Here is a 12627-nt window from a genome sequence, read left to right on the forward strand (position 1 = left end):
AGGTTCAGGTTCAGGTTCAGGTTCAGGTTCAGGTTCAGGTTCAGGTTCAGGTTCAGGTTCAGGTTCAGGTTCAGGTTCAGGTTCAGGTTCAGGTTCAGGTTCAGGTTCAGGTTCAGGTTCAGGTTCAACACTAACCGCTTCTTGCTGAACTGCAAACTGATTTTCTGTACTTAAATCCTGTATTGGCTGGCGCACTTCAGGTGCTGCAATCTGTGTAACAGGTGTTGCACTTACAGTAACTTCATTTAAGCTCATCGGTCTAAACGCAAGTAAGCGTAACACCGTCATTTCAAAACCTTGCTCTTGAGTGACCGCCAGCTGCAACTCGGTACGTCCTTTACAGGCAATTTGATAATAAAGCTGTAAATCTTGAGCAGAAATAAGTTTTGAAAGTTGCAAAATTTTCTGATTGATTTCTTCACTATATTTCAAAGCAAGATCTGGCAAATATTGCAACAGCGCCAATTCATGCAAAGTTGACACCAACTGATCTAGCACTAAAGAAACGTCTAGCGCTTGCTGTCTAAATTGCAATAACAACTGACTGACGTGGGCTTGCTGATTTTGATGAATTGCTAAAATCAAATCATAAATAATAGTTCGGTCAATCAGCCCCAACATATCTTTGACATCTTGATGATGTACGGCACCCTGACCATAAGCAATCGCTTGGTCAGTTAAAGATAATGCATCACGCAATGATCCCTGTGCAGATTCAGCAATTTGCCAAATTGCATTTTGATCGGCTTCGATATGTTCTTTCGTTAAAATTTGAGTTAAATGCTCAGTAATTTCATCAACTGCCAAAGGACGCAAAGTAAATTGTAAACAACGTGAGATCACTGTAATTGGAAGTTTTTGTGGATCCGTTGTCGCAAAGAGAAACTTAACATGCTCAGGTGGTTCTTCCAGTGTCTTTAACAAGGCATTAAACGAATGCGTTGAAAGCATGTGCACTTCATCAATCAGATAGACTTTAAAACGGCCTTGAGTCGGTGCATAAGGAACATTGTCGAGTAGTTCACGAGTATCTTCAACTTTAGTTCGTGATGCCGCATCAATTTCAATCAAATCAATAAAACGACCTTCATTCACCGCCTTACAAGTAGCACATACTTCACACGGCGTCGAAGTAACCCCAGTCTCACAGTTTAAGCATTTGGCTAAAATACGGGCAATTGTGGTTTTTCCGACCCCACGCGTTCCCGTAAACAAATAAGCATGATGCAAACGACCACGTTCTAACGCGCTGGTTAAAGCACGAGAAACATGGTTTTGCCCCACTAACTCATTGAAATTACGTGGACGGTATTTTCTTGCCAGTACTTGATACATGTATGCTCCTTTTTGCATGTTAAGGATACTGTTTTTTTGAAAGGCTGTGAACGAATACGTATCTAATTGATCAAGATTAAATACATTCCATTACTTTTAATTGAGATTTCTCAGCATTTCATCACTATTACACAAGACTTGCGCCAACATTCAACTCAAGTGACAATACGCACCAATTTTTATGTTGTTGGTTTCATTTCCCATGTCTCAATCTTTAGCGGTACTCGGCGGCATAACCGCAGAACAATTTCTTAATGAATATTGGCAGAAAAAGCCATTATTGGTCCGTAATGCTATGCCAGAAATTATTGGCTTATTGGAGCCAACTGACGTTCAGGAATTGGCTTTAGAAGAACATGTTAGTGCGCGCTTAATTCGTCAAAAAAATAAAAATCCAAACGAATGGCATGTAAAATCATCACCACTCACCAAAGGTGACTTCCAGAAATTACCTAACTTATGGACGTTACTGGTTCAAGCTGTAGATCATTATTCCTTTGATATTGCTGAATTATGGAAAAAGTTTCCTTTTATTCCGCAATGGCGACGTGATGACATCATGGTGTCTTATGCACCTCAAGGCGGCTCAGTTGGAAAACACTTCGATTTTTATGATGTGTTCTTGGTTCAAGGTCATGGTCACCGTCGCTGGCAACTCGGTCAAATGTGTGATGAATCAACTCAGTTCATTCCAGATCAGCCATTAAAACTACTGCCTGAAATAGATGTGCAATTTGATGAAGTACTTGCACCTGGCGATTTACTTTATGTACCGCCAGGCCTTGCACATTACGGTGTAGCAGAAGATGATTGCTTAACCTTTTCGTTTGGCTTCCGTATGCCAAACCTTTCAGAAATGATTGATCAAGTCAGTGATAAATTTTCAGAAAACACTTCACTCAAAAACCCATTGATCGATATCGTACGTCAACAGACTGCGCACTTGGGTGAAATTAATAGTACTGAATTTGCTTACTTAAAAACTCAATTATTAGACTATCTCACGCAAGCGCCTGAATTTGATGCAGCTATCATGGCCTACATGAGTGAAGCAAGTTATCCGAATAACATTCCGGAACCTGAAGAAGTTGATGCCAATGATGTAGCTGAAGTGATTGGTGCTGATTACCAAATCATTTTAGAGCCCGCCTCTAGATTGCTTTACAGAAAACAAGACGGGTCTCTTGAGTTTTGGGCAAATGGCGATACGATTTGCGTATCAGAAGCATTTATTCCATTTTTGAAGCAAATTGCAGATGGTGAGAGCCTATTGCTAGATGAACGATTTAATCAAATAGAGATTCTAGAAGATATCACAACACTGCTTAATACAGCTGTTGTAATGTTATTACCACCAAACGAAAACTAGAACCTTCATTCTTATATGGATAGAGATTATTCTCTATCCATAGTTATCTAAAATATAGAATTTAAATAAAACCCTACTTTTTGTAATGATTACATTTTAATGCTTGAATAAGAATTGTTTTTTAATAGACTAAAACGACGTCATTATAAAAATATTTAATAGAAATCATTTCCATACAACAACAAGGAGTACGACTTGTGTTTAAAAAAATATTATGCCTTTCATTTCTAGCATCGTCTTTCATTCTTCAAACTAGCCATGCCTGTACCCGTGCAGTCTATTTAGGTAATAATGACCATATCATCACAGCGCGCTCAATGGACTGGAAGGTCGATGTAGGAACCAACCTATGGATTTTACCAAGTGGTGTACTTCGCGACAGCAATGCTGGGCCAAAATCTTTGAAATGGAAAGCCAAATACGGCAGTGTGATTGCCACAGGCTATGACATTTCAACGACTGATGGAATGAATGAAGCAGGATTAGTTGCCAATGTATTATGGCTAGTTGAATCACAATATCCAGATACCAAACAATCAAAAAAACCTCAACTGAGCATTTCGGCTTGGGCTCAATATGTACTGGATAATTATGCGTCTGTCGCGGAGGCAGTCAGCGCGTTAGAAAAAGAGCCCTTCGATCTAATTACCGACAGTGTTCCAGGTGAACAAAGACTTGCAACTCTACATTTATCCATATCAGATAAAACTGGAGACAGTGCAATTATTGAATATATTGGTGGCAAACAAGTCATTCATCATAATAAGAAATACCAAGTCATGACCAATTCACCTATATTTGATCAACAACTGGCACTCAACACTTACTGGCAACAAATTGGCGGAACCGTGATGTTACCAGGAACCAATCGTGCAGCTGACCGATTCGCCCGCGCATCGTTTTATATTAATGCCATTCCTAAAAATGATAATCCTAAAGATGCTTTAGCTTCTGTTTTTAGCGTTATTCGAAATGCATCTGTACCCTATGGCTTGAATACAGCGGAGGAACCGAATATCTCCTCTACACGCTGGAGAACTGTTGCCGATCACAAACAACAGCTCTATTTCTTTGAATCGGCAGTTTCACCCAATGTATTTTGGGTAGATTTAAAGAAAATTAACTTTAAAGATGGTTTAACACGTAAACTTGACCTTGGCAAAGATCAGCAAAATACTTTTGCTGGTGATGCAACCGATCAATTTAAAATATCAAAACCATTTGAATTTCTTGGTCCGCAATTACATCATTAACACTGAAATATTGAATACATACTAGAGAGTTGAAAGATGAATAAAACTTTATGTTTACTTAGCCTTTGTATTGTTATGAGTGGTTGCTCAACCTTACCAGACTCATCTGCCGCTTCAACAGAAAATCTAGCAACCGCAGGCTCTTTGACCTGCAAAGCAAACGAACTATGCCCGAATGTTTTTGTTGAATGGGACAAACAACACAAAGAGCAATTGAGAGTAGAAACGGTATTAAACAGTAGTTATGATTACTATGACATCAAAGGCATTAGCTTTTTAATTGATGACAAAACTTTTGCCTATACACCCGTCGGTCCAACACAACAAAAAAACATTAACCGACTTATTCCAAGACGTTCATCAAATAGCTTTATTCTGCCAAGCACATTCCTTTACGAGTTGAAAAAAGCCCAAAATGTTGAACTTTCGATCGAGACTGACAAAGGTAATATTAAACGCTCGGTCTATACCCCAAGCCAACAATCGATGCTTTACCACAACTTTGTGAAACTCATCACAACCTTACCAACCCAACAAAACAAGTCTTAAAACAGAAAATTATACGATTAAAGTCAGTTATTTATTTTAACTATAACTAACTGACTTTTTATATTATACAACCCTTCAAAATAGATTCCTGAGCAAGCATTAAAAGTAAAAGCATTGCTTAAATATACCCGAACTTGCAAACAAGAATAAATCTCAGGATAGAAACCATTATTAAATCCCAATCATCACAAAAAGCAGTTATCCTTTGAAAACAATTAGATGAATAATCATCAATCAAATAAACTTAAATTATTCTAATCTTGTATCGTATTTTAAGATTTAATTAATAGTTATTTTCTATAGATATAGAACACTATTTTCAAACCCCGCACTTGAAAATGCGGACTAAAGAATCATTTAAATAAATAATATTATTTCCCCCTATGATATTTTCAAAATACCATGTAAAATCCCTGCCAAAATTGCATAATGAAATGCAACATGATGCTCTTGGCGATGGGCGAACTCGAGGCGTTGTATGTCAAAAAAAGAAGATATTATTAGCACTGCATTAAGACTTTTTAATTCGCATAGCTATAATTCAATTGGTGTTGATCGGATCATCAGTGAATCTGGTGTTGCAAAAATGACGTTCTACAAATATTTTCCATCAAAGGAAAAGTTAATTGAGGAATGCTTGATACAACGTAATACCAATCTTCAAACCTCACTGAATGCAACTTTGGCAGAATGTGATGAAGACGATTATCTTGGTCAACTCAAAGCAATTTTTGGCTGGTATGCTGCTTGGTTTAACAGCGAAGACTTCAATGGCTGTATGTTCCAGAAAGCTTTAGAAGAAGTGATTAAAATCTATCCTTCTACTTTGCAGCCTGCTACCCAATATAAAATTTGGTTAACCGCTCTCATCGAAAATTTACTTAAAAATCTAGATATTCGTAACCCAACCCATCTTGCGACCCTGATTGTGAGCATTTTGGACGGTATGACGATTCAAGCACATGTCAACAAACACTCAGTCGAGATGGATGAGTATTGGAAACGTGTTGAACATTTGATTAATTTTGAAAAAGAGCTCGCATAAATACAAAATATCCCTTTAATAATAAAGGGATATTTTTTAAAAATAGAATTTGGATATAATTGAATAAAAAAATAAAGCGTGATTTATAGTTATTATTGTGGCTCACGCTTGCGTCTGAGTGTAAAAAAGAATAATAAATATTATTACCCTCTGGCGGTTGTACTTTCGCACTTCCGATCCTTCTTATGCAGACAGATCGTTCTGTCTTGTTTTCCATTATATAGGCTTTCTGCCAAAGCGCAATCTTTTTTTTAATTTTTTTATATTCATTAAATATATTAACCACTTAATTTTATTATGTAGTATTTTTAAATAATAAAATTTCTAAAATGCCCTTGCTAGATGATAGCACTAGATAAAACTTTGCCCAAATAGCAATAATGCAAATATAATCACATTAATTTAAAATAAATCAGAATATTTCACATTATCACACTATTTTATCACTTTTACTGATATACATTTTCATTAAAAACCATTGCAATTATTCAGTTTTACTACAATTTTTTCGTTGTCTGACTTTATACTAGCCACGGCTGTAACCTAGTGAGTATATGCATGCAAAAGGATTTCGAGATCGAAGCAATGAGAGAGTCTGCTGGTACAATTGTTAATGTACTAAAATCTCTGGCAAATACTGATCGTTTAATTATTTTGTGTCATTTGGCTAAACAAGAACTTAATGTTTCACAAATTGAAGAATTGACCCAAATTTTTCAACCAACGTTGTCTCAACAATTGATGATGTTAAGAAAGAGCCATGCTGTTTCTACCCGACGCGATGGCAAACAAATTTTCTACTCGATTTTGGATCCAAAATTGAAAGTAGTTTTAAATACTTTATATGAGCATTATTGCCCCCACGCATAATATTGCAGGAAACGTTTTAACCATACCTTCTTTAGCATTTTTTCTGCATAATATATATAAATTTATGATTTAGACTATTGTGCATGAAATTGTTGCCCCTCAACCTAGCTAAGCTATTTCCTGCACGAAAATGGTTAGGTCATTACCAACTTTCGAGTTTCAAGTCTGATCTTATTGCAGCTTGTATCGTATTGGCCATGCTCGTACCTCAAGGCATGGCTTATGCTATGGTGGCAGGATTACCACCAATTATGGGGATATACGCCAGTATATTACCTATGATTATCTATGCATTTACTGGCAGCAGCACCACCCTTTCAATTGGACCTGTCGCCATTATCTCAATGATGGTCTTCGCAGCACTCAACCCATTATTTGCTGTGGGCTCGACAGCCTATATTGAAGCAGCGTGTTTATTGGCACTATTAGTCGGTATCATTTCCCTACTTTTAGGATTATTCCGTTTTGGTTTTCTAATTCAACTGATTAGCCACCCCGTTATTCAAAGCTTTATCATTGCTTCAGCTTTGCTGATTGCCCTAGGGCAGCTTAAATTCCTGCTCGATGTTCCACTGCAAACAAGTAATATCCCTGAATTTATTATAAGTTTCTCTCAAAATTTTCATGCGATTAGTGTTACGGGTATCAGCTTTGGATTTATTTCAGTCTTAATACTGTTTTTCCTCCCCAAATTGATCCAATCAGATTTTCTGAATAAAACATTACCTTTGCTACTTGTCCTGTTCTCTATCGCTGTTATCAGCTTTTTAGGCAATGATGATCAGGCGATTAGGACTGTTGGTATTATTCCGACAGGTTTACCGAGTTTAGACTTCCCGACTTGGAATCTCAGCCTCGTTCAACAATTGTTACCGAGCGCTTTTATGATCGCAATGATTAGTTTTGTTGAATCTTTAGCGATTGCCCAAGCTACTGCACTACAGAAACGTGATGATTTGAATAGCAATCAAGAGCTGATCGCATTGGGTTTGGCCAATATTGCTGCGGGAATTAATTCAGGATTCCCTGTTTCTGGCAGTTTATCTCGTACAGTTGTGAATACAGATGCGGGAGCAAAAACTCCGATGTCGGGTGTAGTTTCATCCTTACTCATGATTGTAGTGAGTCTCTACTTAACTGGCTTCTTTCAAAACCTGCCTTTGGCTGTACTCGCAGCCACAATTTTTGTCTCTATCTGGAAGCTTGTAACGCTGACACCATTTATTGAAACATGGGAATATTCAAAAGCAGATGGTCTTGCAATGTGGGTCACATTCTTCGGGGTAACCTGTTTGGATATTTCAACTGGGCTTATTATTGGTATTGTACTGACCTTTGCTTTACTACTATGGCGGATTAGTCGTCCACATATTGCTGTTATCGGCTTAATCGAGGGAACTCAACACTTTAGAAACATCTCAAATTACAATGTCATTACAACACCAGCTATTGTTTCCTTTCGCGTAGATGAAAATTTAAGCTTTTTAAATGCACATGTTCTAAAAGGTCATGTAATTACTGAAGTCAGTCAAAACCCCCTGTTGCAACATGTCGTGATTAATTGCTCCAGTATCAGCAATATCGATCTTAGTGCATTAGAAATGTTAGAAGATCTTAATCAAGAACTAAAACAACTCCAGATCCAAATGCATTTGTCTGAAATTAAGAGCCCAGTCATGGATCGACTGTCTAAGTCTCAACTTATAAAAGAGCTGACAGGACAAATATTTTTATCACATTATCAAGCAATACAAACACTTTCCCCTGAAATGCTTGTAGAATGAGCTGCTTTTATTGGATTTTTTTTATACAAAAGGATGTGTCATGTTTTACTAATTTTTTTTAAAAAACATTGTGTTAATTTTTTCGTTATTTTTAAAGTAATTGAATTGCAAAAAAAAATTTATTATTCACGGTTCTTAGGTATAGAATACCGCCCTTGTTTAACCTTAAACCGTGCATAGGTTTATAAGGCCTTTATATGTTTAATGTATTGTCTCGCTTGAGTTTAGTTAGCAAAATTATTATCGCTATTTTTCTAGGGATTGGAGTAGCACTTCTCTTTCCTAACTTTACACCCTATTTAAGTCTATTGGGTGAATTATTCATTAAAGCATTAAAGTCTGTTGCACCGATTTTAGTTTTTGTCTTGGTTCTATCTTCAATTGCAAATTTCCAGATTGGTCAGAGCTCGAATATCAGACCTGTGCTTGTACTATATGTTGTTGGCATGCTACTTGCCGCATTTAGTGCCGTAACAGCAAGTATTATGTTCCCAAGCCAGCTGTTTTTACATATGCCAGCTGAAACTGGATTACAAGCGCCAGGCAGTCTTGCGGAAATTCTAAAGAATTTACTTTTAAGTTTTATTGCAAATCCAGTACAAGCTATTGGTGAAGCAAACTTTATTGGTATCTTAGCATGGGCCATTGGTCTAGGATTAGCTTTACGCCATAGTTCAGATACGACGAAGCAGGTTCTGACAGATGTTGCTCATGCTGTGAACAAAATTATTCATACCGTAATTGCTTTTGCACCTATTGGTATTTTTGGTTTAGTTGCCGTGACTTTTGCCGATGCAGGTTTAGCGACATTAAAAAGCTATGCACAGCTGTTATTTGTATTAATTGGAACCATGGCATTTGTTGCACTTGTGATTAATCCAATTCTCGTTGCAATCACAATGAAAGCTAACCCTTACCCATTGGTATTCACTTGCTTAAAAGAAAGTGGAATTACTGCCTTCTTCACGCGTAGTTCAGCGGCTAATATTCCTGTCAATTTGGACTTGGCTCAGCGTTTAGGCGTAAATGAAGCTACAGCTAGCGTCTCAATTCCGTTGGGCGCGACCATTAATATGGCAGGCGCAGCAGTGACCATCACAGTACTTACTCTTGCAGCTGTACATACCTTAGACATTCCTGTTGATTTAAGCACCATGATTATTTTATCTGTGGTTGCCACTGTTTCTGCTTGTGGTGCATCAGGTGTTGCGGGTGGGTCTTTACTGTTAATCCCTGTTGCTTGTAGCTTGTTTGGTATATCATCTGAGATATCAATGCAGATTGTTGCGATTGGTATGATTATCAGTGTATTACAAGATTCAACAGAAACAGCGTTAAACTCATCAACTGATGTATTGTTTACCGCTGCAGTTGATTTCAGAGACCGTTCAAATTCATAGGTTGATATGCCACTTCAACGTTTACCCAACTGGATTCAACTTGGTGCTTTCTTACTTGCACTGAATGCAGGGATGGTAAACGTTTTAGGTTTATTTACGCTCCTACATCAATCAGTTTCTCATATGACAGGTAATGTCAGCATGCTCGCAATGAGTTTGCTGGACTGGCAGCCTGAACATTTTATCTATCTCAGTCTGATTGTCATTTGCTTTATTATCGGTTCTTTTTATAGTGGCCTCATTCTTGGCAATGGCAATGTTGCCTTTGGTCGGCACTATGGCCTCCCGCTTAGCTTAGTTGCGATCTTTTTATTTCTGACCTGGTTGTTACTTCCCTATTTTCCTCGATATGGCCTATTGTGGGCCTGTGTTGCGATGGGAGTACAAAATGCCATGGTGAGCCATTATAAAGGCGCAATTATTCGTACAACGCACTTATCTGGTGTACTCACGGATATTGGTTTAGCATTAGGTTATAAAGCACGTGGATTAAAAGTAGAAAAACGTCGCATTTTTCTCCATCTACTCATCTTTACAGGCTTTTTATGCGGTGGGCTCATTGCGAGTGTGCTTTATCCTTATTTAAAATTACAGACCTTTCTCATTCCTGCAGGCTTAAGCCTAGCAATGAGTATGGCCTATTGGATTTTCTATTTTCGTTCTTCATCAAACTCAAATTTGGATTGAATTATGGTTAAAAATGCATTGCAAGCTCAATTGTTAAAAGCGGGTTTGGTTGATAATAAGAAAGCAAAGAAATTAACCAAGCAAGCACAGCATGGGCAACGTACTGGACAAAATGATGATGCGGCATTAAAAGCTGAAATTGATCGTGCCAAGCAAGAAAAGTTAGCCAAAGACCAAGCATTAAATTTAGAAAAGCAGAGCATTTTGGAAGAAAAAGCCTTAAAAGCATCTATCATCCAAATGATCAAACACCATAAAGTAAAAGAAATTGAAGGCGATATCACTTATCAATTTATTGATGAAGGTAAAATCAAAAAAGTCTATCTTTCACAGCAAGTTTATAATGCACTGGTTTCAGGCTCGCTGGTGGTTGCCAAAGATCAAGGCAGCTATGCTTATCTGCCTAAAGCACTTGCAGAAAAAATTGATCAGAAAATGCAGGGTTTCATTTTAGTGAATAACAATACCGAGAAAAATGATCAAACCACAGATGAGGAAGATCCATACGCAGCATACGTTATTCCAGATGATCTAATGTGGTAAATCACCTTAGGCTTATGTAAGAATGCCTTTACAAATCGTATGTAAACTGTGATCAAACTCATATAAAACCCTATTACACCTTACAATTCCTGTTCAAAGAATTTATAAGGTGTTTTGGGTTTGGATTATTTAAATTATATGCGTAGCGAGTTAAGTCATTATCCATGGTTAGAGACTACGCTTGCATTAGCAGTTTTGATTTTATTTGCAGCACTTGCTAACTTTATAGCTAAAAGAATTATTGTCCGTGGTATCCGCCATTTAATTACAAAATTTAAATCCCCAAACCAAGCAATCTTCGCACAGCATAGTGTTACTCGCCGCTTTGCCAATATCGTTCCTGCGCTTGTGATTATGAATGGCATTGCGACTGTTCCACATTTGCCAGAAAAGTTCATTAGCTTCGTACAAATGGGTGCACAAGCTTTTATCTTCCTGACACTTGCACTTACCGTCAGTGAAGCACTCAACATCTTTAATCTAGTTTATCAACGCAACCCTAAATCAAGAAACAAACCGATTAAGGGCTATCTACAACTGGTTAAACTGATCTTATTCGTTGTATGTGGTCTAATGATTTTAGGCACCTTCTTGAAAAAAGATGTATTCACCTTACTTGCTGGTTTCGGTGCGATGGCAGCAGTATTGATGTTAGTGTTCCAAAATACTATTCTTTCTTTGGTTGCCAGTGTTCAAATCGCTTCTTATGACATGGTTCGTATTGGTGACTGGATTGAAATGCCATCTTTAAATGCAGACGGCGATGTCATTGATATGTCATTACATACGGTGACCGTACAGAACTTTGATAAGACTTTTACCACAATTCCGACCAATAAACTGGTAACAGATACCTTTAGAAACTGGCGTGGTATGAGCGAATCAGGCTGTCGTCGTATTAAACGTTCACTGTTTCTGGATCAAAGCAGTGTTCACTTCATGAGCGATGAAGAACAGCAAAAATTAAAAGATTTTCTGCTATTAGATCAATACCTTGATGCTAAGAAATCTGAAATTGAAGAGTTTAATAACCACCTAAGCAATCAGTCTCAATACAATCAACGCCGTTTAACCAATCTAGGGACTTTCCGTGCTTATGTTGAGTTTTACTTACGTCAGCATCACGGGATTGCCCAAAACCAAACTATTCTGGTACGTCAAATGCAACCAACCAGTGAAGGTTTACCATTAGAAATCTATGCATTTACCAATACCATTGCATGGGCTTCGTATGAAGCAATCCAATCTGATATTTTCGATCACTTGATTGCAATTATTCCTGAATTTGGCTTGAGAATTTATCAGGCGCCATCTGGTCATGATTTCCAGATGCTTACTACAGAGCAAGAAACAAAAGCTTAAATCAAAAAGTTAAAAAAGCACCTTAGGGTGCTTTTTTAATGATTCATCTCAAAGTACTTCTTACACCCTTGCATCCACTCCTCTGATACCGGTGGCTCTTCTGGATTTTCTGTATTAGCTAACTCACAATCTGCGGGATTGTTTAATCGATTGTCCCTAGGAAAAGAATAACCATAATAGCCATCACTATTCTCCTGATAGCCACCCGTTTTTTTATAATCCCAATATAAGTAACAGACAAAAGCCAATGTCATCCCCAACATGACAAAGAACAATCCTTTTAAACTCATTCATTGCTCTAAGCTTATTTTTTCAACATTATAAACAAATTTATTAAACATTTAGGGATAAGTTTCTACTTCTAGTAAAAGAAAATTTTGAGCAGCTTTTAGTCTGCTCTTCATTTGAAGCGCAAAACTCTATAACATTA

At 37.4% G+C, this 12627-nt stretch carries 12 protein-coding genes; 10 read left to right on the forward strand and 2 right to left on the reverse strand.

All coding sequences use genetic code 11. From position 1 onward, the window contains the following. The coding region (gene dnaX / locus GBI66_RS18100; protein WP_151717034.1) for a DNA polymerase III subunit gamma/tau at positions 1–1335 on the reverse strand (1335 nt) is incomplete at its 3' end. Positions 1336–1537: 202 nt separating this feature from the next. Between dnaX and GBI66_RS18105 the strand changes: the two genes are divergently transcribed. From GBI66_RS18105 to GBI66_RS18150, 10 genes are all read left to right on the forward strand, one after another. After that, on the forward strand, positions 1538–2704 hold the full coding sequence (locus GBI66_RS18105) for a cupin domain-containing protein (protein ID WP_151717035.1): 1167 nt from the start codon (positions 1538–1540) through the stop codon (positions 2702–2704). A 197-nt stretch (positions 2705–2901) separates the two neighbouring features. Then, complete coding sequence (locus GBI66_RS18110) at positions 2902–3957, forward strand: linear amide C-N hydrolase (protein ID WP_151717036.1); 1056 nt, start codon at positions 2902–2904, stop codon at positions 3955–3957. A 36-nt stretch (positions 3958–3993) separates the two neighbouring features. Then, entirely contained in the window at positions 3994–4506 is a 513-nt protein-coding gene (locus tag GBI66_RS18115) for a hypothetical protein (protein ID WP_005189180.1), read from the forward strand. Between the two features lie 478 nt (positions 4507–4984). Continuing rightward, positions 4985–5551 carry a TetR/AcrR family transcriptional regulator gene (locus tag GBI66_RS18120; RefSeq protein ID WP_005189184.1) on the forward strand — a complete coding sequence of 189 codons (567 nt, stop codon included), beginning with the start codon at positions 4985–4987 and terminating at the stop codon, positions 5549–5551. A gap of 558 nt (positions 5552–6109) precedes the next feature. Continuing rightward, positions 6110–6421: a metalloregulator ArsR/SmtB family transcription factor gene (locus tag GBI66_RS18125; protein ID WP_005152449.1), complete on the forward strand. Its 312-nt coding sequence runs from the start codon at positions 6110–6112 to the stop codon at positions 6419–6421. 83 nt (positions 6422–6504) lie between these two features. Then, positions 6505–8205: a SulP family inorganic anion transporter gene (locus tag GBI66_RS18130; protein WP_151717037.1), complete on the forward strand. Its 1701-nt coding sequence runs from the start codon at positions 6505–6507 to the stop codon at positions 8203–8205. Between the two features lie 197 nt (positions 8206–8402). Next, positions 8403–9605 (forward strand): serine/threonine transporter SstT, encoded by a 1203-nt coding sequence (gene sstT / locus GBI66_RS18135; RefSeq protein ID WP_151717038.1) that lies wholly within the window; start codon positions 8403–8405, stop codon positions 9603–9605. Positions 9606–9611: 6 nt separating this feature from the next. Beyond that, positions 9612–10292: a YoaK family protein gene (locus GBI66_RS18140; RefSeq protein ID WP_005189189.1), complete on the forward strand. Its 681-nt coding sequence runs from the start codon at positions 9612–9614 to the stop codon at positions 10290–10292. A 3-nt stretch (positions 10293–10295) separates the two neighbouring features. After that, positions 10296–10835: a DUF2058 domain-containing protein gene (locus GBI66_RS18145; RefSeq protein WP_151717039.1), complete on the forward strand. Its 540-nt coding sequence runs from the start codon at positions 10296–10298 to the stop codon at positions 10833–10835. Between the two features lie 120 nt (positions 10836–10955). Next, the gene (locus GBI66_RS18150; RefSeq protein ID WP_151717040.1) at positions 10956–12197 is read left to right on the forward strand and encodes a mechanosensitive ion channel family protein; all 1242 of its coding nucleotides are present in this window, start codon (positions 10956–10958) and stop codon (positions 12195–12197) included. 35 nt (positions 12198–12232) lie between these two features. On the opposite strand, the gene GBI66_RS18155 is transcribed toward GBI66_RS18150, so the two are convergent. Further along, positions 12233–12487, reverse strand: a complete 255-nt coding sequence (locus GBI66_RS18155) for a hypothetical protein (protein WP_151717041.1) — start codon at positions 12485–12487, stop codon at positions 12233–12235. Positions 12488–12627 lie beyond the last annotated feature (140 nt).

Source organism: Acinetobacter sp. TUM15071 (assembly GCF_008980925.1).
GTDB classification, from domain to species: domain Bacteria; phylum Pseudomonadota; class Gammaproteobacteria; order Pseudomonadales; family Moraxellaceae; genus Acinetobacter; species Acinetobacter dispersus.